The organism is Marinilactibacillus piezotolerans, assembly GCF_900169305.1.
In the GTDB taxonomy this organism is placed as follows: Bacteria; Bacillota; Bacilli; order Lactobacillales; family Carnobacteriaceae_A; genus Marinilactibacillus; species Marinilactibacillus piezotolerans_A.
The window spans coordinates 1314771-1337729 of sequence record NZ_FWDP01000004.1; the positions used below are offsets into that span (position 1 = coordinate 1314771).

General features: G+C 41.2%; 19 protein-coding genes. 9 read left to right on the forward strand and 10 right to left on the reverse strand.

Annotated elements, in window-relative coordinates; translation table 11 throughout:
* Positions 1–10: 10 nt before the first annotated feature.
* From uvrC to B6F02_RS10015, 3 genes are all read right to left on the reverse strand, one after another.
* The gene (uvrC, locus tag B6F02_RS10005) at positions 11–1801 is read right to left on the reverse strand and encodes an excinuclease ABC subunit UvrC (RefSeq protein WP_080147198.1); all 1791 of its coding nucleotides are present in this window, start codon (positions 1799–1801) and stop codon (positions 11–13) included.
* A 42-nt stretch (positions 1802–1843) separates the two neighbouring features.
* Positions 1844–2095 (reverse strand): hypothetical protein, encoded by a 252-nt coding sequence (locus B6F02_RS10010; RefSeq protein WP_080147199.1) that lies wholly within the window; start codon positions 2093–2095, stop codon positions 1844–1846.
* A gap of 194 nt (positions 2096–2289) precedes the next feature.
* Positions 2290–3441, reverse strand: a complete 1152-nt coding sequence (locus B6F02_RS10015) for a 3D domain-containing protein (RefSeq protein ID WP_080147200.1) — start codon at positions 3439–3441, stop codon at positions 2290–2292.
* Between the two features lie 318 nt (positions 3442–3759).
* Between B6F02_RS10015 and ppx the strand changes: the two genes are divergently transcribed.
* The 3 genes from ppx to B6F02_RS10030 all read left to right on the forward strand — a co-directional run bounded on the left by ppx (position 3760) and on the right by B6F02_RS10030 (position 8479).
* Positions 3760–5310, forward strand: coding sequence for an exopolyphosphatase (ppx, locus tag B6F02_RS10020; protein WP_080147201.1), 1551 nt, complete (start codon positions 3760–3762; stop codon positions 5308–5310).
* Between the two features lie 36 nt (positions 5311–5346).
* Positions 5347–7407 carry an RNA degradosome polyphosphate kinase gene (locus B6F02_RS10025; RefSeq protein WP_080147202.1) on the forward strand — a complete coding sequence of 687 codons (2061 nt, stop codon included), beginning with the start codon at positions 5347–5349 and terminating at the stop codon, positions 7405–7407.
* A gap of 91 nt (positions 7408–7498) precedes the next feature.
* Entirely contained in the window at positions 7499–8479 is a 981-nt protein-coding gene (locus B6F02_RS10030; protein WP_080147203.1) for a LacI family DNA-binding transcriptional regulator, read from the forward strand.
* Between the two features lie 116 nt (positions 8480–8595).
* Here B6F02_RS10030 and B6F02_RS10035 read toward each other — a convergent pair whose 3' ends face one another.
* From B6F02_RS10035 to B6F02_RS10050, 4 genes are read right to left on the reverse strand one after another with little or no spacing between them, the layout of a single operon-like run.
* On the reverse strand, positions 8596–9510 hold the full coding sequence (locus B6F02_RS10035) for a metal ABC transporter permease (protein ID WP_080147204.1): 915 nt from the start codon (positions 9508–9510) through the stop codon (positions 8596–8598).
* Entirely contained in the window at positions 9507–10436 is a 930-nt protein-coding gene (locus tag B6F02_RS10040) for a metal ABC transporter permease (protein WP_080147205.1), read from the reverse strand. Before B6F02_RS10040 ends, B6F02_RS10035 begins: the two co-directional genes overlap by 4 nt.
* Positions 10436–11191: a metal ABC transporter ATP-binding protein gene (locus tag B6F02_RS10045; protein ID WP_080147206.1), complete on the reverse strand. Its 756-nt coding sequence runs from the start codon at positions 11189–11191 to the stop codon at positions 10436–10438. Before B6F02_RS10045 ends, B6F02_RS10040 begins: the two co-directional genes overlap by 1 nt.
* A 60-nt stretch (positions 11192–11251) precedes the next feature.
* A complete protein-coding gene (locus B6F02_RS10050) occupies positions 11252–12184 on the reverse strand; it encodes a metal ABC transporter solute-binding protein, Zn/Mn family (protein ID WP_080147207.1) in 933 nt (310 codons plus the stop codon).
* A gap of 310 nt (positions 12185–12494) precedes the next feature.
* On the opposite strand from B6F02_RS10050, the gene B6F02_RS10055 reads away from it, so the two are divergent.
* Together B6F02_RS10055 and pulA are read left to right on the forward strand one after the other, a co-directional pair.
* Complete coding sequence (locus tag B6F02_RS10055; protein ID WP_080147208.1) at positions 12495–13154, forward strand: metal-dependent transcriptional regulator; 660 nt, start codon at positions 12495–12497, stop codon at positions 13152–13154.
* A gap of 175 nt (positions 13155–13329) precedes the next feature.
* Positions 13330–15363 (forward strand): type I pullulanase, encoded by a 2034-nt coding sequence (pulA, locus tag B6F02_RS10060; RefSeq protein WP_080147209.1) that lies wholly within the window; start codon positions 13330–13332, stop codon positions 15361–15363.
* A 122-nt stretch (positions 15364–15485) separates the two neighbouring features.
* Here pulA and B6F02_RS10065 read toward each other — a convergent pair whose 3' ends face one another.
* Complete coding sequence (locus tag B6F02_RS10065) at positions 15486–16001, reverse strand: cupin domain-containing protein (RefSeq protein WP_143745280.1); 516 nt, start codon at positions 15999–16001, stop codon at positions 15486–15488.
* Between the two features lie 243 nt (positions 16002–16244).
* Here B6F02_RS10065 and B6F02_RS10070 point away from each other — a divergent pair, with 243 nt between their 5' ends.
* The 4 genes from B6F02_RS10070 to B6F02_RS10085 all read left to right on the forward strand — a co-directional run bounded on the left by B6F02_RS10070 (position 16245) and on the right by B6F02_RS10085 (position 19308).
* A complete protein-coding gene (locus B6F02_RS10070; RefSeq protein WP_080147211.1) occupies positions 16245–16742 on the forward strand; it encodes a hypothetical protein in 498 nt (165 codons plus the stop codon).
* A gap of 156 nt (positions 16743–16898) precedes the next feature.
* A complete protein-coding gene (locus B6F02_RS10075; RefSeq protein ID WP_080147212.1) occupies positions 16899–17699 on the forward strand; it encodes an SDR family NAD(P)-dependent oxidoreductase in 801 nt (266 codons plus the stop codon).
* Between the two features lie 37 nt (positions 17700–17736).
* Complete coding sequence (locus B6F02_RS10080; RefSeq protein ID WP_080147213.1) at positions 17737–18936, forward strand: NAD(P)/FAD-dependent oxidoreductase; 1200 nt, start codon at positions 17737–17739, stop codon at positions 18934–18936.
* A gap of 144 nt (positions 18937–19080) precedes the next feature.
* Positions 19081–19308, forward strand: coding sequence for a hypothetical protein (locus B6F02_RS10085; RefSeq protein WP_080147214.1), 228 nt, complete (start codon positions 19081–19083; stop codon positions 19306–19308).
* Between the two features lie 41 nt (positions 19309–19349).
* Here the strand turns inward: B6F02_RS10085 and B6F02_RS10090 are convergent, their stop codons facing one another.
* Both B6F02_RS10090 and B6F02_RS10095 read right to left on the reverse strand, forming a co-directional pair.
* Positions 19350–22085: an FtsX-like permease family protein gene (locus tag B6F02_RS10090; RefSeq protein WP_080147215.1), complete on the reverse strand. Its 2736-nt coding sequence runs from the start codon at positions 22083–22085 to the stop codon at positions 19350–19352.
* A 12-nt stretch (positions 22086–22097) separates the two neighbouring features.
* A complete protein-coding gene (locus B6F02_RS10095; protein WP_080147216.1) occupies positions 22098–22799 on the reverse strand; it encodes an ABC transporter ATP-binding protein in 702 nt (233 codons plus the stop codon).
* Between the last annotated feature and the right edge of the window lie 160 nt (positions 22800–22959).

The following is a 22959-nucleotide window of genomic DNA, read 5'->3' on the forward strand; positions in this document are numbered from 1 at the left end:
GCTTTCTGTTTTATGAATTTGACTGATAATCTGCTAGTGTTTCTTTGATTCTAACAGCAACAGATTGGGCAATACCCAGTTTTGTAATGTCTTCAATATCTGCTTCTTTCAGTCGTTTCATAGACTTAAAGTGTCTCAATACTTTTGTTCTTGTTTTTGGTCCTACGCCTTCTATATCATCCAGTTTAGATGTAAAGCTATTTTTGCTGCGTACATTCCGGTGGAAAGTAATGGCAAAACGGTGAACTTCTTCCTGGATCCGCTGTACTAAGTGGAATGCCTGACTTCGTGGATCCAGGACTACAATCTCCAAGTCATCTCCAAAAATCAGACTGGCCGTACGGTGTTTGTTATCTTTAACCATACCCGCTACCGGAATGTCCAGCGCCAATTCATTAACAAGCACATCTTTCGCTGCATTAACTTGGATTTTCCCGCCATCCATTAAAATAAGATCCGGCATCGGTTTACCTTCTTTCAGCAAACGACTGTACCGTCTTCGAATGACTTCCTGTGTTGTTGCAGCCTCATTACTGCCCACGACTGTCCTGATCTTGTATTTTCTGTAATTCGTCTTATCCGGCTTGCCGTCTTTGAATGCAATCATGGCAGAAACCGGATTGGTTCCTTGAATATTCGAATGGTCGAATGACTCGATACGCTCAATGTACGGTAAGCCCATTGCTTCCGATAACTCCTGAATAGCTCCCGTGGTCTTACGCTGGTTCATCTCAATGAGTCTGAATTTTTCTTTTAGTGCCAGTTCACTGTTTTTCCCTGTCAGATCCAGTAATTCTTTTTTACGTCCTCGCTTAGGCGACAGTACTTTTACGTCGATTGCTTCTGATAATACACCTGTATCGACAGTTTCAGGGACATAAATTTCTTTAGGCATCAAGTTATTGCTGTCCTCGTAATACTGCACAATGTAACTCATCAACTCTTCTTCCGGCGGATCATAGCACGGGAACATTGCTGCTTCACGCTTGATCAAGGTTGCCTGACGAACAAAAAAGACTTGGATCGAGATCCAGCCTTTATCCATATAATAATTGAAAAAATCTCGCGGCATAAAGTTATTAGAGATAATCGACTGTTTTTCAACAGTCTTTTCGATGTAAGCAATTTGATCGCGGAATTCTGCTGCTCGTTCGTAATTCATCTCTTCCGCCGCTTCATCCATATTGGCTTTCAAGTCTCTCTTGATGTCCTGCACATTTCCATTCAAGAAAGAGCGGATTTTCCGAATCTGGTTATCATATTCTTCCTGAGGGATCTCGTGATCGCAGGGACCGATACATTGCCCGATATGGTAATACAAACAGGCTCTTTTCTGATGTCCGTTGCACTTTCTCAAAGGATAAATTTTCTGGATCAGCTGCTGTGTCTCAGAAGCTGCAAAAACATCCGGATAAGGTCCGAAATAATGCGCTCCGTCTTGCAATACTTCTGATGTAATAATCAATTTAGGGTCTTTTTCATTGGTAATTTTCAAATAAGGATAACTTGTTCCTCTTTTTAAACGAATGTTATATTTCGGTTGATGCTTTTGAATCAACGTTACTTCCAGTAAGAGCGCTTCTTTATCAGAACCGGTAATGATCGTTTCAAAGTCAACGATTTCTTGTACCAGCTTTTCTGTTTTTCCCTCATGAGAGCTGCGGAAATAAGAACGAACTCTATTTTTCAAGTTTTTTGCTTTCCCGATATAAATAATCTTACCCTCTTGATTTTTCATAATGTAGCACCCGGGCAGATCAGGTAGTAAACTTAGTTTATTATCAATCAACTCTGTAGACAAAGAAACACCTCCTCATCCCTTTTCTTTGTCAGGGATCTCTTTTTAGGCTTGTTCAAATAAATAAAGACCATGAAAAGTATTGTAATCGGACTTTCCAACTGGAACGGATTTGTACTCAAATACTTTTCCCAGCTCATGCTCACCGCTTTTTACCTGGTGATCAATTGCCTGTGCAATGTCGGTATACAATTGATCTATTTCTTCATCGCTTAAAGTGCCATGTTGCTCTTCCCAAGCTGTCAGGAAAGCTTCTTCGTCTTTTCCTCTGTAAAACTCTATATCAATTTCCGGCATATACGTTCCTCTTTTCTTTTTTAAGGAGTCATTGGATAAATGTCAACAATCAGCGTCAGTGAGATTATTTTACCAAAAATGGGAACATTTGTCAGGTATATGGTGCTCTAACAGATTGTTCATAGATTGCACTGTCACGGTTTGTTCAATAAAAAAACGACCGCCTGAGCGATCGCTTCTTTTTCATCTTGTCATTAATTTAAAACACGTATCGTAATCGTTCTTCTTCCCCATGATAAAGCTTCCCCTACCGTTGAAAAGTGAATGTCGATTTTATTTCCTTTGATTGCACTACCGGTATCTCCAGCAATATAAACGCCTTTTCCTGGAATTTCTACCAGTGAATTCAGCGGGATTATTGATGGGTCAACGGCGATGACACGAGGGTTGACTCTCAAGTCGATCCCAGTTCTAGTATGTGTACTTAAATTCGGCTGTTGTGTAGAGTAGCCGGTTGCACTAACTTGGATTGTCCGACCGCTTTCACTTGAACTGCTTTTTTCTGAAGCCGGTTCAGATGCAGCCGTTTTTTCCGCTGGTGCTGTTTCAGTTCTTGTTTCTGTTTGAACGGCTTCTTCTACTTCAGCCGCTTCTACTGTTGAGTCATTTGAACTGGAAGATGTTGTGACAACCTCTTCTTCAGCACGCTCTGCTGCAGCTTTGACAGCTTCCGCACGCGCTGCTTCTCGAGCTGCTTCGACTTTGGCAATTTCACTTTCTTCTTGCTCTTGTAATTGAGACAGTTCTGCTTCATTTTCTTTAACCAAGGTCTGTAAGGAAGCCAGTTTTTTATCATATGATTCTTTTTGTTCAGAAACTTTCGCTAAGTCTTCTTTCAAAGATTCTTGTTCAGCAAGAAGTTCTGCTTTCAAATCTGCTAATTTCTCTGCTTCTGTCTGTGCATCTTCAATGTGCTGGTTTCCGGCATCTGTCAGCTGCATAACTGCTAGTGTACGATTGAATAAGTCCGATAAACTCTCAGCTTCCAAAATAGCCATAACCACATTACTGTTTACATCATTCACTTGAAGTGCTTGCAGTCTCTCGCTTGCTTGATCCATTCTTGCTTCGACGATCTCTTTTTGCGTTTCGATCTCAGCTTCTTTTTTCTGAATCGTTTCTTCCGACTCAGCGACTTTTGAATCCAGCAAACTGATTTCTTCGCTTATTGCGCTGGTTTCCTCTAACGCTTCAGCAACTTTTCCCGCGAGGGAATCCAGTTCAGTTTGTTTTTGTTCTTGCTGCTGACGAATGTCATCCAGTGAATCAGCTGATACGGCCTGAGCACCAAAAACTTGTATAAGACTCAAAACTAAAACAGCAAATCCTGTTATCCATTTCTTCATGGCGGTTAAGAACAATCCCTTCTCTAGTTAAATTTCTATCTTAAATAAACAAAATAAATGTATATTGCTTTGCCATTATACATAGAATACTATCGAAGTACATTTCGGATTTCTTACAATTTATTACAAACCCTTTTTAAATCAGGGACACATTGCGACATCTCGCATGAACTTTGTAACGTTAGGATAGGTTTTTATACTTTTCATTCGTTGTGTAATGTGTTTGTAATATTCTTCTTTTTCTTTCGACAATCCCCTCTTCTTTCAAGTATGATAGGAGGGTGAAGAATTCAAACAGGATTGAAGGAGTGTCTGTTAATGTTTAACCAGAGAATTGGTTTGATCGACGTCGGCTCCAATACAATACGTCTCGTTGTATTTGAAATTGATGCCAACTTAACGATCACCGAATTACAAAATATTAAAACCCCCGCACGACTCGTGCAATACTTGGATGAAGACCAAGTAATGTCAAAAAAAGGCATTAATGTTCTAACAACTGCACTGGAAAGTTTCAAAGAGATCGGCGAACGCTATCATATCGAAACGATGCTCCCTGTTGCTACAGCCGCTATTCGACGTTCAAAAAATGCAGAAGCGATCTTAAAGACGGTTAAAAAGAAAACCGGTATTGAATTGCGCATCCTAAAAGAAGAAGAGGAAGCTTTTTACGGGAACTATGCTGTCCGCCATACAATGGATATCAAAGACGGCGTCACGATCGATATCGGTGGCGGCAGTACTGAACTGACACTATTCAAAAATAAAGAAGTCGTTCATTCTCACAGCTTTCCATTTGGAGTAGTGAGCTTGAAACGTCAATTTTTTGACGGAAAAGATCATAACGATAAGAAAGCTATCGAAAAAGCGCGCAAATGGGTCAAAGAACAGTTTTCTTCATTGGACTGGCTTCCAAAACTAGAGGTTCCTTTAATCGGGATCGGTGGATCTGCCCGTAATATCGCTGATGTCCATCAACGTCAGCATGATTACCCAATTGCAGGAATTCATGGCTATACCATGAAGGAATCTGAACTGATCGAAACCTTTGATCTGCTTGCAGATACTTCTATGAAGGAACTCTCTAAACTGGACGGATTGAGCGAAGACCGCAAGGATATCATCATTCCAGCAGGTATTGTATTTGTAGAGCTGTTCCACTTTATCGACTCTACAGAATTTGCTATCAGCAGCCGCGGATTGCGAGAAGGTCTAGTCATTGATTATATCAATCGCAAAGACAATAATCCTTATGAGCTGTATGACATAAAGCGTCAGACAGTCGAACGCACGTCCAAGCGATATAATGTCCGCACAATCGGTGCTTACCAACGTATTTTACTATCAGATAGACTCTTGAATCTATTGCGCGACAAAGATCTGATTTCAGTAGATGAAGACCATTTGAATTTAGTACATTATGCTGCTTCTCTCTATAATTTAGGTCAGTACATTGAAGATGATGCAAAATCGCAGCATACTTTTTATATTATTTCCAATAGTAATCTTCATGGGTTCAATCACCAGGATCGTGTCCGTCTTGCATTGCTGGCAAGTTATAAAAACCGCTCCTTATATAAGCAGTATTTGAAAAGCTTTGAAGATTGGTTCAGCGAGGAAGAATCCGAAACACTGCTCCATTTAGGCTGTATTATTAAATTTGCTGAAGCCTTGAACGATTCGCATGTAAATATGGTAAAAGACATTCAATTAGCAAAAGCTGAAAATCCAGATGACGGCTATGACTTGACTGTTACCTATAACGGAGATGCGGTGGCTGAAGTTTACCGCACTAACAAGCATAAGAACCATCTGGAACGAGTCTTAGATGCTCCCGTTCGCATTCATTTCAACAGCGAAATAAACTAAACAAATTAATCGACTAAGTAATTCGGAGGGAACCGCATGCAGAAACAGTCAATTGATTTACACAATCCAGACTACTATCAAAATAGAGAACTTTCTTGGTTAGACTTTAACGAACGCGTACTTGCGGAGGCAGAAGACCCTACCAATCCTCTACTTGAAAAACTAAGATTTCTTTCTATTGGAAGTTCAAATTTAGATGAATTTTTCAAAGTTCGTGTTGCAGGACTCCAGGATCAATTAAAGCTCGGTTTCCTGGAGCCGGATTCCAAGAAGCAATGGGGACCGGAAAAGCAATTGATTGAGATTTCTAAAAAGAATAGAGACATTGTAGCCTATCAGTATGATTTGCTGGATCGTACGCTGGCAGAACTCGATGAAGAAAAAATTGTTTTCAAACGTACAAAAGAACTGGATGAAGAAGAGCTGGAAAGAGCCGCAGATATCTTTACCAAACATATCAAGCCGGCGATCACCCCTTTTGGCGTAGATGCTTATCGTCCGTTTCCTCACTTAAACGACGGAGTCATTCATCTGTTTGTGCGGCTGAAGAAGTCGGGCAGTCCGTTTATCGCCATTTTGCCAGTGCCTCCGCTGATTCAGCGATTTCACGTGCTGGAAAAAGAAAATGAAACAGTCATCTTGTTTACAGAAGATATATTATTTAAGTTTTTGAATGAGCTGTTCATCGGCTATACTGTCGATTACTCATTTACATTTCGTATTACTAGAAACGCTGACTTAGAGCTTCAGGAAGAAGGAGCAGAAGATTTGCTTTCTGTGATTGAAGACTATTTAGAAAAACGCAGAACCGGCATGGCCGTTCGCTTAGAGCTGGATAGTCGGACAACTTCCCCTACGTTTAAAGAAGACCTTGCTTATTTGATGAAAGAACTGGATCTGCTTGAGCGAGATGTTTATCACATTGAAGGACCGCTTGATCTGACAGTTTTTTCAAAAATTATATCTAAACTTCAGTCTTACTTGCCAAATGAAGTGTTTAAACGATTTACACCTGAGTACCCAAGTGTTTTGAAAAACCATGACATTTTTGAAACTGCTGATAAACAGGATTTTTTTCTGCATCATCCGTTTGATTCGTTTCAACCGGTGATTGATCTTGTAAGGAAAGCCGTTGACGATCCGAACACGATTGCCATCAAGCAAACACTCTACAGAGTCAGCAATGAGTCGCCATTTATTGATGCTTTGAAAAAAGCAGCTAAAAAAGACATACAAGTCACTGTACTGGTTGAATTGAAAGCTCGATTCGATGAAGCGAACAATGTTCACTGGGCAAAAGAACTGGAAGAAGCCGGCGCACATATTATTTATGGAATGAAAAATCTGAAGACTCATAGTAAAGCCACTTTGATCGTCAAAAAAGACCATAATGGCTTCAAACAATATGCTCATCTCGGTACAGGCAATTACAATGAACAAACCGCTAAACTGTATACAGATATGGGCTTGATTACAACTAATGAGAAGATTACAAAAGATGTGTCTGATTTCTTCAATTATCTGAGTGGATATTCTGAACAGCCAGATTATGACTACTTGCATGTCTCCCCTTTTGAAATGAGAGACAACTTTATTGAAAGTATCGAACAAGAAATCAGTTTGCATAAAAAATACGGAAACGGCCATATTATTGCCAAGATGAATTCTCTAACAGACAAAAAAATGATCATAAAACTTTATGAAGCCAGCAGAGCCGGTGTTAAAGTTGACCTGATTATCCGCGGGATCTGCTGCCTTGTACCGGGGATTCCAGAAGTCAGCGAGCATATCAGTGTGCACAGTATTGTAGGCAGATTCCTGGAACACAGCCGAGTATATTACTTTTACAGTAATGGTCAAGAGGAGCTTTATCTGGCTTCTGCTGATATGATGACCCGAAACATGACCAAACGTGTTGAGTTGGCTTTTCCAATCATGGATGAAAAGTGGAAACGATATGTCATCAATATTTTGAAACTGTACTTGTATGATAATACGAAAGCCTGGGTACTAGGATCTGACAAAAAATACACAAAACGAACTCCAGACGATAGTAAACCGATTGGTTCGCAAAGACAATTGATGGATTCTTTCTAAGGAAGCAGCAGCAAAATAAAGTAGATGCACTTACCTCTATTACTCATCGTTCTGCAATCTGCTATACTTAAGGAGATAAGGAGGAAGCAGCATGCCGACGATTCAAGATATCGCAAAACTAGCAGGTGTCTCTTCTGCGACCGTTTCTCGAGTCATGAACTCCAGCGGATACGTAGGTGAAGAGACCCGCCTTAAAGTTGAAAAAGCTGTAAAGGAACTGAAGTATACACCAAATCGCCACGCGCAGTATTTGAGACGCGGAAGTACAAAGAACTTAGGGATTGTCAGTACGCAATTCAATGATACTGCGATAGCACGAATCAACCCTTTTATTGAATTAGCCTATGAATCAGGATACACATCTACACTATTTGTTACCAATGGTGATAAAAAACGTGAGTTGGATGCTTTCGATATGTTAAAGTCCAAACAGTTGGATGGTATTTTTCTGGTCTATCGTGCTAATGAATGGGAGACATTGACAGATTATACTCAATATGGTCCTATCGTGACTTTACACAGTATCGACTCTCCCCTGTTGCCTTCTGTCTTTATTGATCATTATGAAGGATACAAACAGACTTTAGAGCATGTCTGGCAGACAGGATGCAGAAATATTTTAAATGTTTACAGTTCAGCTAACGGTCTAAACACGAAGCGGAGAATTCAAGCTTATGAGGATTTCTGCTTGGCGCATCAGATTACTCCACATCCAGCAGAGCCGTTCATAGACGTTTTAAGGCCAGAGCATGCGGAAAAAATCGTCGAATGGTATCATAACCAGTCAGACAAACCGGACGCCATCATTGCCCATTCTGATACAATTGCGGCAACAATCGTATCTCGTCTAAAGTTGTTGGGGTACACCATTCCAGACGATATTTCCGTTGTCGGATTCGATAATCTGCAGGTCAGCGACTGGATGAATATCACGACAATTGACTATGCGATCGATGAGCAAGGGAAAAATGCCTGTCGATTACTGTTAAATACACTAGACAACAAAAATTCCCCTTTATATCCTCTGAATTTCCGCTTAGTTCAGCGTAAGACAACTAGAGGTTTACTGTAATCCTCTACTCGATCAACCAGAAAGACACCTTCTGCTTATTCTCGTTTCGGAGATTAGACAGAAGGTGTCTGTTTAATTATTCTCGTTTAACCTATCACGTTCAGTCTTCCATTTCACTACCGTTTGGTGGTGTCTTTGAGTTTTTGATCAAAAGCTTCTTTTCTTTTCTGTTTGAGCATCCAATTCTTGATTAAACCTTTTTTGGGCGAAATGATAAACACGGTCAGACATATCAATCCATTTAAAACGGCTATCATTCCCGCGATTGATGTGTCGAAGGCAAAAGCAGCTTGTACGCCGATTATACTATTTAAAGCAGCAAATATGACAGCTGATCCTAACATTTTCTTTAACTCATACGTCAATAAATATGCGGTCAGACCGGGACCTACCATAAATCCTACAACCAATATTGAGCCTACAGAGTCATATGCTCCAACAGCAGTCAGAGATACCAGTGTCATCAATCCATAATAAATCACTACCGGAGAAATTCCGATCGCTGCTGCAAACGCTGCATCAAAAGTCGTTACTTTCAGCTCTTTGTAAAACAAGGAAATGAATACTACATTGATCAACAGTATAATCAGCATTGAAAAGAGAGCTCTTGGACCCACATCTATTCCAAACAATGTCATTCGGTCAAATGGAGCAAAGACCAATTCTCCCATCAGCACAGAATCTGTATCTAAATGCACATCGCCTGTATAGCGCGTGATCAGCAAAATTGCCAGACTAAAGAATAGCGGAAAGACCACTCCGATCGCTGCATCATTCGACATCAGTTTTGTTCTTTGCAAAGCTTCAATGACCCAGACGGTCGCAACACCGATCAACGTTGCGCCTACCATCAGTAAAGGTGAATTCAAGTCTCTCGTTATAAAAAAAGCAAGTACGATTCCCAGCAAAACGGTGTGCGTAATGGCATCCGAAACCATAGTGGTTCCTCGCAGGACCAGAAAAACGCCCGGAAGTGCGCAAGCAATCGAGACAATAACAGCAATGATTGTAATTTCAGCAATACTGCTCATTTTCCTTGTTCCTCCTCTAACCGTCGGATTTGTTGACGAAATGCCTTCTGTTTTTTATAAAATTTCATTCTTTTGGCAATCAGTCCTCTTTTTGGAGAAAACAGCAGACTGCCTACTATAAATATACTCAAAACAATGACAATAGTGGGGCCTGTTGGTATCCGTACACCAACAGTACTGATCATAGTTCCCGCAGCTCCGGATACAGCGCCGATGATTCCAGCAAGCCCCATCACTACGCTCAATTTATCTGACCACTGTCTAGCTGCAACTGAAGGACCGATCAATAACGCACTGATCAGGATGACCCCCACCGCTTCTAGTCCCAGAATAATGGTTAAAACGATCATCGTAGACAATAATAGGTTTACCCATCTGCTGGAAAAGCCCAACGTTTTTCCGTAATCAGCATCAAATGTAAAAATCTTGAACTCTTTCCAGAACAGACTGATCAGTAGGAGCATGATCATACTTGCTCCAACGATCAACCAAACATCTCGGGTCAGCATAGCGCTTGCCTGTCCAAAAATAAAACTGTCTAATCCAGCTTGCTGTGCATTTGGATTCCTTTGTATAATAGTCATGATAACCAACCCCAGTCCAAAGAAACTGGACAAAACAACGGAAAGTGCACTATCGAATTTTACTGGACTCTTTTTACTCATCAGCTGAATGAGACCTGTCGCCATCAGCCCAGAAACGACCGCGCCCAGCAGCAGTACGACAAACTCTTTTCTTTGCATTAATAAAAATCCGATTCCGATTCCCGGAAGTGCCGAATGACTCAGTGCATCTCCCAATAGACTTTCTTTTCTGAGCGTTACATAGGTACCGACTACCCCGCTGATCAGTCCCAGCATCCCCGTACCCAACGCAACCACCTGAAAGGTATAATCATTTAATACTGCTGTAATTTGTGTCCACATCAGCTGCTTGCACCTTCTCCAAGGTTATGATCCTGCTGATAAGTCGCTGTGATATTTTCTTGCGTAAAGACTTCTTTTACTGATCCGGCAGCCACGACTTCCTGATTGATGAATAAAACTTCGTCAAAATAGTCTCTTACAGATTGCAGATCATGATGCACAACAATCACGGTCTTTCCCCTTTTGGTCAACTCTTTCAACAAGTTCATGATGATCCGTTCTGTTTTCATATCCACTCCTGCTAAAGGTTCGTCCAATAGATAGACGTCAGCTTGCTGTGCTAATGCTCTAGCCAAGAAAACACGCTGACGCTGTCCCCCTGATAATTGACTGATCTGACGATGGCGAAAAGATTCCATATCTACTTTCTTCAACATTTCTTCAGCAATGTCTCTGTCACTTTTTTTAGGACGTTTCAGCCAACCTAGGTGTCCATATCTGCCCATCAGCACAACATCCAGCACTGTAGCTGGAAAATCCCAGTCTACCGAACTGTTCTGCGGCACATAGGCAATTTTATTTTTGACTTTTTTATATTCTTTTGTTTGTTTATCTATACTATATTTAACTTGCCCTGTAGCCGGTTTGACAAACTCCAGCATTGACTTGATCAGCGTCGACTTACCGGCTCCATTGGGTCCAATAATCGCCGTGATTTTCCCTTTTTTAAACGCTGCAGTAATATTCCAGAGCACTGGATTTGCATCATAGGCAACGGTTAATTGTCTGATTGTAATGACTTCTTCTTCCGCCACTTCATTTTCCCTCCAATTTATTCTCTGCTGAATAGACTTTTATTCTATTCAACAGCAGCCTTAATTCAAACCTTCGATAATGGTATCGATATTTGAACGATACATTTTGATATACGTTTCGGCGTTCTGCGCTTCATCTCCCAGTGCATCGGAGAATAGTTCTCCAGCATTCTGCAGCTCTTGACCGCGACTGTTCACTGCTTCCATCAGCGCATCCATGTTTCTTGAAGAGACTGAGCTTTCCACAAATACAGATCTGATCGCTTTCTCTACAATAAAGTCGGCAAGACTGCTGATATCTCCTGTTCCAGCTTCCGTCTGCGTATTGATTCCCTGCAACCCTACGACTTCAAAGTCGAACGCTTCTCCGAAATAAGAAAAAGCATCGTGAGCAGTCACAAGATAGCGAGACTGTTCAGGGATTTCTTCTATTCTTTCGGTGATATAAGTCTGCAGCTCATCCAGTTCCTGTTTATAGGCAACTGCATTGTCTTCAAAAGCCTCAGCATGTTTTGGATCTTGTTCTGCTAAATGATCTGCCACATAGTCTGTTGCTTGCTTCCAGTTTTCTACACTGAACCAGATATGCGGATCTACTGTAGAGTCTGCTCCTTCTTCTACTTGAATTAAATCGTCTTCCGCTATTGCGTCTCCAATAACCATTGTCGGAATGCCTCTCTGAGCAGATTGTTCAAAGACATCTGTGAATTGCGCTTCTAAATGCAATCCGTTATAGGCAATCATATCTGCTTCCCCAATTGTATTGACTTCTGTTGCGGAAGGTTTATACGTATGAGGATCCACTCCCGGTCCCATCAGTCCAGTAACCGCTACTTGCTCTCCTCCGACTTGTTCCACCAGATCCTTAATCATCGTTGTCGTCGCCACTACATTGATCTTCCCGTCATCTCCGGCAGCAGACTCTGTTTGCTGACCGCAAGCAGAAAGGAAAACAATCCCCGTCAGTAAAAGCAGTCCCATAATTTTTTTCATTTGATTTCTTCTCCTTTTAAACTATTGTTTAAGCGAGCTTATTTTATATTTTTAGACTACCCTAAAAATATTTTTAAGTCAACCGTGTACTATGTATCTTTTTTACAAAAGAACCCTTCCGGTCAGCAGACATTTAAAATGAAGTTTGTTTCTGATACCGCCTATACGGTATAATTAAAGTACTGAACTTGCAGCCTATGTCTGCTTGTCAGATAGCTTGAAAGGTTGTAAAATAAGATTTCTGTGAAGTATTACGTGAGAGCATTCTGCCTATAAAGGTGTTTAAATGATAAATAAAGGAGTATCCTCCATGACCCCAAACAAAGAAGATTATATAAAAGCGATCTATGAACTGGGCGGAGAAAAAACCGTTGTCAGCAATAAGAATCTTGTCCAAGCTTTGTCCGTGTCAGCCGCTTCTGTGACAGAAATGAATGGCCGGCTGCTGAAAGAAGGTCTGCTCAACCATACCCCATATCAAGGAGTCCAACTGACATCCAGCGGACTGCAAATTGCCAACAAATTGATCCGCAAACATCGTTTATGGGAAGTTTTTCTGTCCGAGAAGTTAGGCTACGATTGGAATGAGGTGCATGCTGATGCAGACCTGCTGGAGCATGTTTCTTCTGATGCACTGATTGAACGACTGGATTTGTTTTTGGGCGAACCGAGATTTGATCCGCACGGCGGAGTGATTCCCGACAAAGATGGAACGGTTGAAGCAATGGATTATACACCACTGGTTGACGTAGCTGTCGGCACACCATTTATCGTCAAAGAAGTAGATGATCAGCAGGAGTTCCTGGAGTATCTGCTGCAGAAACAAGTACAGTTAGGTAATGCATATACACTGCTGAATATAGAAGCATACGAGGGGCCCTTGACATTAGAATCTGCTGAAGGATTAAAAACCGTCATCAGTCATAAAGCAGCGTTTAAAATCCTTGTAAAAGAAGTGAAACAGCCCTGATTTCTACAGCGGCGCCATTAAGGTGTCCGCTGTTTTTTGTACAAAGAGCTTTCTTTTTTAGTTTTATTTATCTAGTGGCGACTGATTCTATAACTCGTTCTACATGCTTTTCTTATTCAAGATTGCTATAGTAGAAGTGTGTACTGCTGTTTACTTTTCAGCAGATTATTACTGAATGAATAATGACAATGATGGAGGAACTCACTTGGACAAGGTATTTGATTCAATCCAACAGAAGATCGATTACTTAGAACAGCATATTTATGAGGATTATGACTTAGGACTGACTTATGCTAAACAGAAATCACTCTTCAAGGTCTGGTCGCCACTGGCTGAAAAAGCTGTACTGAATCTTTATAAAACTGGCGATGAAAACGAAGAAACACTCATTGAACAAATTGAGATGACTCGTCAGGAAGCTGTCTGGCAAGTAGAGGTCGAGCGCGACTTAGCGGGCCTATTTTATACGTACACTTTCACACATAATGGCAAAGAGACAGAAACACCTGACATCTACAGCAAAGCCGTTGGCGTTAACGGCAATCGGTCAGCGGTTGTAGATTTAAGAGAAACGAATCCGGTCGGTTGGAATTACGATGCACCGGTCAGACAAACGGCTATCACTGAAGCCATCATCTGGGAGACCCATATTGAAGACTTTTCCAGTGACGACAAGGCAGGATTTACGGATGAATATAGAGGGAAATACCTAGCCTTTACTGAATCCGAGACCGTATTAGCTGAAGATCCAGAACAGCCGACTGGTTTAAATTACTTGAAACAGCTAGGCATCAACTATGTACACTTACTGCCTGCATTTGATTTTGAAAATGATGAGCTGGGCGATCAATATAACTGGGGCTATGATCCTAAAAATTATATGGTTCCCGAAGGAAAATACGCATTGAACCCAAGCGATCCAATATCTAGAATCCGTGAATTCAAACAAATGGTTCAGAGTCTGCACCAGCAGCAGATCGGAGTAGTACTGGATGTGGTCTATAATCATACTTTTACCGTAGATGACGGCTGCTTCCAGCGGACGGTTCCTGATTATTACTATCGTCAAAATGAAGATGGATACCTGACAAATGGTTCGGGCTGTGGAAATGAAACGGCCAGTGAACGGAAAATGATGCGCAAGTATATGATCGACTCGCTGATTTATTGGGCTCAAGAATATCATATAGACGGATTCCGCTTTGATTTGATGGGGCTTCATGACGTTGACACTATGAACGCTATCCGTCAAGCCTTTAATGACGCTGGTATGGAAGATGTGATCTTATATGGTGAACCATGGAATGCCGGAAGTGTTGAACTGCATGAGCCTAATATTCCAGCGGACAAATTCCATGTACAGTCTTTAGCTGATGGTATCGCGATTTTTAATGATGAATTCCGTGATTCTATCAAAGGACCTGTATTCGATGCTCAAAAAGGGGCCTTTTTACAAGGCGCAAATGGTTACAAAGACAGTGCCTTTATGAATGGGGACCTTATCGGCAGTCTTCTGGCTAATACTCAAGTAGAGGTAGGCGATTTTTCACTTCCGGATGGAAAAGACTGGGCTAGAACCCCTTCACAAGTCGTCAATTACGCTTCTGCACACGATAACTTGCCGTTGTACGATAAACTGGTGGCCAGCATTCGACACGACAATAAATACAGCCGCCGCGAAGATGTTATTCAGTTGAACAAATTAAATGCAGCTCTTCTATTTACGGCTCAAGGCGGTATATTCCTGCAAGCCGGCGAAGAATTCGGCAGAACGAAATTCGGAGATGATAACAGCTACCATTCTCCTATCGATGTCAATAAACTGCACTGGACCAGAGCAGCTGGAAATAAAGATTTGGTCGACTATTATAAAGGGATGATCGAGATCCGCAAAGCTTATCCGCCTTTGAGAGATGCAACGACCAAGACGGCAGAGCAAACGCATTTCACCGCTTTGAAAGAAAACGTCATTGCCTACACAATACCTAACTTGATTGAAGACCAGCCAAAGTGGAAACAGCTCGCCGTTATTGTTAATACCAGCATGCATCCGGAGAGTATTGTCTTAAACTCTGCACATCCATTGCCTGAAGCCTGGACGATCATTGCTAATCGTCATACAGCCGGACTGGAATCTCTAGGCGTGCATGTAGGACAAAAACTGCTGATTAATCCGCGGGAAGTATTGATACTTGCGGCAGAAGAATAATTTTTTGCACATTTTTAAAAGAATATTTTTTATAAAAAGACACTTTTCCTGATTATGATTGTTTAATCATGAAAAGTGTCTTTATTGATTCTATTGTATTTGTTTTTCTCCTATGAATATGATTATTTCCAATACTTTTGCACTGCACCCTCTTGCCCTTGAACTGGATCGTTCTCTGGAACAGGCACCTTCGTAGATTCTTGTCTGACTTTCTCATATATTTCTTCAGAAGCAACGTCTTCTTCTCTATATGTCTGGTAATCTATACCATCGGGGTAAGCTCCCACAATCTCGAAGTCATCAGAAGCTTCAATTCTCTTATGTGCTGTACCAGCCGGCAGCAGCAATACATCTCCTTTTGAAAAGGTCACCGTTTTTCCATTCGGGCCACCTAGCTGAACGGATGCTTCTCCTTCAATACAGACCAGAACTTCATGAGTATTATTGTGAAAATGATGGTATGGAAAAATCCCATCTACCCAGTCTCTTTTATATAGATGTTGCCCAAGTTTTTCGATCACTTCTCTTTCTGGATTATCATTATTTGTAATCTCTTTGAAAGCCTCTGGATAATACAGAACTGGAAATGCACTATTGGGATAGGGCCGATCTTCTTCTAACAAAATTTGTTTAATCATTGAATTTCCCACCTCTTTTTCATTGATTATCCATAGTTTCTCACGTCTGCTGACCAGATTCAAAAATCCCGCTCTTTTAATCAACACCAGCAATGATTTCTAGTAAAGCAGCCTATCCTTCTTTATGATGTCTTAATTGACATTAATCTTTTTATTACGTATCCTTAAAATGATACATATAAATTTTACGGAAATTCTGCAGAAACGTTCAAATGTAAAGGTATACAAAAAGGAGATCTCTCTATGAAGTTCTTTGACCTATTCAAGTCTAAAAAGTCTTACTCAAACACTGCCAAGAAAAAATGCGACGTCAAAGCCAAGATGATTCAATACGAATCCAAAATGACTGCTCGATCTATTACAAAGGATTCCGCTCTTATCCAGTCCGCCATTGACCGTATGATCAAAGAAGACCCTTTCAAAAACTATTATACCGGTAAAACAGATGCTGACTTCGGTCCAATGTCTAAACGGGTTTATAAATATGATGCCGTCACTACAGTTAACGTCAACTTAGTATCTCCAGACGACCATTCATGCTTACTCTATGTCGAGGGAATCTCACTCGGAGAAATCCCTGACTCTGAGAAAGAAAAGATTGATCAATATAAAGAAAATTGCCTTCTTACAGCTTATGCTTATGTGACCGGCGGCCCCTATAAAGAATATTCAGAAGCCGAACAGTCAGTGGTTGAATTGGAAGATCCGTATGGTCTTGATATCTACATTCAGTTCACTTAATTAATATTTTCTTAAAGACCTTAGCATCCACTGGAGTTAAGGTCTTTTGTTTGTTCTGCAAGCTGAATAATTGCAGATTTACAGCGGAAAGAGTACTCTGAAAAGTAACAAGGATTATTTTGAAACCAAGAAATAAGATTTCAGGAGGCTAATCATATGGATTTAGGAATCAAAGGAAAAATCGCATTGATCACCGGCCCTGCTTCAGGCATTGGTAAAGCGACTGCAGAACAATTATTAGCAGAGGGCGTTACGGTTGTATTAACTGATAAAAAAGCAGAAAAGTTAGCAGAAACTGCTGAGCAGTTAAAAGAACATGGCAAAGTTTACGCTTATCCAGCCGATATCACTGATCTGGAAAGCTTGAAACAACTGCATGAACAAGTTAAGGACAACGTTGGAGAAATCGATATTCTCGTACAAGATGCCGGCACTTCCGGTGCTCAAGGACTTTTCCATGAAATTGAAGATGAAGGCTGGGTCGAAACTCTTGAAGTCGACTTGCTGGGACCTGTTCGTGTAACAAGAGAATTTTTACCTGATCTCAGAAATGGCGGATGGGGACGCATCGTATACTTATCTTCCGAGAATGCCGTTCAGCCGTATGCAGATGAACTGCCTTACGATGCTGCTAAGGCAGGAGTACTAGCCTTTTCTAAAGGACTATCTCGTCAATATGCTAAAGAAGGATTGCTTGTCAATACTGTTTCACCAGCATTCATTGCGACTCCAATGACCGATGAAATGATGGAAAAACGTTCCAAAGAAATGGATGTCTCATTTGATGAAGCTATCCAATCATTCCTTGATGAAAAACGACCTTACATCGAGCTGAAACGCCGTGGTAAAGCAGAAGAAGTCGCTGCCGTCGTTACTTTCCTATGCTCTGATAAAGCTTCATTCGTCAATGGCGCAAACTATAGAGTAGATGCAGGTTCTGTAGCAACCATTCAGTAATTTTATCTTATACTCAATCAAAGGAGAGACTCACTCAATGAACAATGAAGAAACTTATGTTGACTATCTGATTATCGGCGGTGGGATTGCTGCCGGGAATGCCGTGGCAGGTATTCGTGAAGAAGACAAAGCCGGAACAATCGGGATTATATCAGCTGATGTCGATAAACCTTATGAACGTCCGGCGCTGTCTAAAAAGTTATGGACAGATGATTCTTTTACAGAAGATCAGATTTTCTATAATGTCAGCGAAGAACATCAAGCTGCATTGATGCTGGAGACTGAAGCGACATCGATTAACCGTCAGGAACATACTGTAACGACCAATAAAGGTGATACCGTTAAATACAAGAAATTGCTGATCGTTACTGGCGGTATTCCTAAAACGATCGAAGGTCCAGAAGATGACAGAGTTTATGCTTTCCGATCTTACCGTGACTATAAAAAGCTGCGCAACTTATCAGGAGATAATCAGCATATCGCAGTTGTCGGGGGAAGCTATATCGGCACAGAACTGGCAGCCAACTTGGCATTGAATAATACTAGAGTGACCTTGATTTACCCGCAGTCTACCTTAGGCAACAACCGATTCCCGGAAGAAATTGCGGCAGAATACGAACAAACCTACAAAGATCATGGAATTAAAATGATCAGCGGGACACGCGCTGAAAGCTATTCTAAAGATGGTGATGAATTTGTTTTGGCTTTGAACAATGGAGAGACTGTCAGAGCTGATTCCATTATTCTAGGACTAGGTGTCTCCCCTGTTTTAGACCTTGCCAAGGAAGCAGGACTAGACGTAGATAACGGTGTGGTCGTGGACGAATACTTACGTACATCTGACCCAGACATCTATGCAGCTGGAGATATCGCTTCTTATCCAGATCCTATTCTTGGAAGACAGCGCATTGAACATGTGGATCACGCCAGAAACTCAGGAACCGCAGTCGGAAAAGTCATGGCCGGTATCAACCACCCGTATGACTATACACCTTACTTCTACTCCATGGTCTTTGATATCTCATGGAAAGCAATCGGGACATTGGATCCTTCATTAGACGTACTGATCGATGAAGTAGACGGCGGGAAAGTCGTATACTATCTTAAAGACGATAAACCCGTCGGGATCCTGACATGGAAAATAGAACCTGATCTAGATCAAGTTCGCCACTTGCTCGACAATCCGCCAGCTTCATCAGAACACTTAGTTGGTGCGATTCGCAGCCAAGAAAATTAAGTCTATCATTAAGGGGTACCGCTAAGGTGCCTCTTTTTTAGATGGATCAGAGTTTCTTTAAATGCACTTGTTAAGGCTGTCTCTTCCATATAAAGTTGCAGTAAGGATTCAGCTCTATTTGACCGAAGGAGGTTCAAAATCTAAATGGAAAATCATGAGTATACAATTGAGCAAAACCAATGGTTGATTGAGCAAAGAGAGCAAGCTTTAGAGCTGCAAGAACTGGAAATCGAATCTCAAGAACATGCTGTTGAACAAGCAGCATCAGAACTTGAAGATCGAGAATTAAAGTTAGAGTTTGATTATTTACAACCAATCATTTTACCAGATCATCCAACCATCAAGCGCAATAAGATTAACGAATGCATATAAAAAGGTGCCGGCAATCATGCCGACACCTTTTTTCAATTTATTTATTCATTTGATTTCAAAGCTTCGATCATATTGATGGTTTTTAATTTTCTGTGCGTAAACAACATTACGATAGCAGAGAATAATACCGTCATAACTGCTGAAATTACGTATCCTTGCCAATGAATAACCAGCGGGAAAACAATCATATCAGAAGAAGCCATGGTAATAATAAACCATGTCAATACATTTCCAATTCCAAATCCGAACAAGATTCCGAAAATTGTAAAGATAACATTCTCTCTTACAATATACATGGTCACTTCATTATCAAAAAATCCAAGTACTTTAATGGTTGCCAATTCTCTTTCCCGCTCCGAAATATTGATATTCGTTAAGTTGTATAGAACAACAAAAGCAAGTGTCCCTGACAAGATAATAAAGATCCATACGATTACACCTAAATTATCGGTGGAATCAGCCTGCGTTTCGATTTGGTCACTCATAAAGGTCGTGTTCAGCACCTCGTCCGTTTCCAGAAGATTCTCTGAGAACGTCCCCTCTTCTTCATTTGTCATATTATCCGACTTGATCAAGTAAGCATTCATAGGATTTTGAGTATCTGCAACCTCTTCATAATACGAGTGAGTCATATAAACATTATGTCCGAGATAGTTCTCAACAATACCAGACACTTCGATCTCAAATTCATTTCCCTCTGAGTTTTGGATCATCAGCGTATCGCCAGCTTCAGCGTTATAGACACTGGCCAGACGAGAAGTGACCACTGCCCCTTGATTCGTCAGCTCTACGGACTCTCCGCCATTTTCAGCATTCAGCGTTACATAATCGCCCACATCTGTAGTGTCATCAAATGCATAGAGTGATACCGACTGGTCCATTACATCTTCAGCTGTGAAGGTAACTTGATCCATATAAACAGGTGCGTAGCTGTTCACTGCTTCATTCTGCTCAATCACTTCTTGTGCTGCAGTGTAGTCAGTTGTCCCTTCTGTGTCTTCCTCTTCCAGTGTCACGATCGACTGATACTGCACAATATCGTCAAATTGCTTGCTGGCAATAGCTCCAATAGAATCCTGCAGTCCGAACCCTGCCATCATCAATCCAGTACATCCGGCTATCCCTAAAATCGTTAAAATCATTCGTGCTTTATAACGGAAAAGGTTTCGATAAGTCACTTTCTGATTAAAATTCATTCTATTCCAGATCGGTGTAATTCTTTCTAATAGCACTCGTTTGCCGGCTTTCGGTGCTTTCGGCAGCAAGAGAGCCGTCGCTTTTTCTTGCAGATTTTTTGTGAGTACCAACATAGATGATCCTAATGTAGCGATCAGTGCAGCAATAACTGCCAAGGTAATCGGAAAGGCAAAAAAGGCTGTTGTATAGTCTGTAAAAATATACTGTTCTCCCAGCAAGTTAAAGACCACACGCGGCAAGGCTTTAACACCGATGAGAACACCTAATGTTGTTCCGATCGCAGCGGCTAATACAGCATACAGAATATACTTGCTGGCAATTTCCAGTTTTCTATAACCTAAAGCTTTCAGCGTTCCGATTTCTTTACGATTTTCTTCCACCATTCGTGTCATTGTCGTGAAGGTAATGAGAATCGCAATAAAGAAAAAGAATACGGGGAAGACATTGGCAATCGCATCAATACGATCTGCCAGACTTGTGTATTCCGTGAACCCGGGATTGCTGGTCCGGTCATTCACAATATAATTCGGTGTATCCATTTCTTCAATTTCTGTTCTAACGTCTTCAAGTTCTGCTCTTGCTTCATCAAGCTGTGCCTGATTTTCTTCCAGTTCAGCACGCTGATCTGCCAGTTGTGCTTCAGCTTCTTCAAGCTGTTCATCAGCAACAGCTGCTCCAAATTGCGCCGTCAACTGCGCTCTTTGCGCTTCCAATTGCTCACGCTGTGTGTCCAATTGTGTTTGCGCTGCTTCTAGCTGATTTTGCCCATCTGTCAATTGTGCCTGATTATCTTCCACCGTTTGTTCTTCATCAGACAGTTGATCTAAAGCTTCCTCTTGCAGCGTTTCTTTTCTTTCTACGGCACGTGTATCAAAAACAGTTTCCAGCTGATCTACTTTTTCTTCCAGTGCCTGATCATATTCATCTGACAACGGCTGAAGAGAAGCTAAATCCGTAAAGTTCATATACATGATAGAATAGGCCTCTGCATCAAAAGCAGCTTCAGGAATATAGACGAACCCATCCAGTTCACCGTCACCTACAGTTGTGGCTCCACGCGTTTTATCGTCCACATAAAGCGGTGAATCAGCATAACCGACAACTTCGAATGTCGATTCCGTAAGCTGATCATTTTCAATCGTCAGTTCATCTCCAATGGCATATTGATCAGCCAGTTCTTCATCAATTATCGCTTCGTCATTTACTTGAGGCAACTGACCTTCTGTGATGATCAGCTGATTTTGCTCGCTGCTTTCATCATAGGAATGGATCTGCAGATTCAGCTGCTCTTCTTCAATATATTGAGGAATACTGTAGCCCAGCTCTGCTTCTGTACCTTCCACTTCTTCGACAGCTTCCAGATCTGCTTCTGTCAAGCCGGCAGTCGACTGGATCTGCAAATCAGACAACTGAACCTTGTCTACAAAATTCCCTACCGTTTTTTCCAGATTCGGACCGACTGACTTGATTCCCACAAAAAGCAGAACACCCATGAGAATGATCAAAATAATAGAAATGAAACGGCCGAACGATTTACGAATATCTGTAAAGGTTGATTTTAAATATAACTTTATTTTCACTGCTGTCCCCTCCTACCATTCAATCTCGTCGACTGGTACCGGGTTTTCATTGATTTCAACAGACCGGACTTTAGCATCATTGATGTGAATCACTCTATCAGCCATTGGTGCGATCGCTGAGTTGTGCGTAATAATCAAAACTGTTTTATTTGCTTCACGGCTGGCATCTTGAAGCAGCTTCAGAATCTGCTTCCCAGTATTGAAATCCAGTGCTCCTGTGGGCTCATCGCACAGTAAGAGCTTCGGATTTTTAGCTAATGCACGGGCGATTGCCACACGCTGCTGCTCGCCGCCTGACAATTGTGCCGGAAAGTTCTGCATTCGATCTTCTAGTCCTACTTGTTTTAATACTTGTGCAGGATCCAATGCATCCGGAGACACAGCAGTTGCCAGCTCTACATTTTCAAGTGCAGTCAAATTCGGAACCAAATTATAAAACTGGAATACAAATCCAATATCTTTGCGTCGGTATTCTGTCAGTTTTTTCTCTGAATAGTTTTCAATATTCATTTCATCAATGATGATTTCTCCATCACTAGGTGAATCCATTCCGCCTAAAATATTTAATACAGTGGACTTACCGGCGCCACTCGGTCCTAAAATAACCGTTAATTCGCCTTCTGCTACTTCAAAGTTCATATCATTATTGGCAACAATAATGGTATCTCCCATCTGGTAGCGTTTATACTCATTTTTTACTTCAATAAATCCCATTCTCGATGACTCCTTCTATTTTCAATAATCATTTTATGAACACAGTGTTGATTAAAAGACATAATGTCAGTATAATAACCTTGCGTATGATTGGCAACCAACAATACGAATCACTTTGTCATTAAATCAACACAAATACATAATCTGTTGAAAGGAGTAA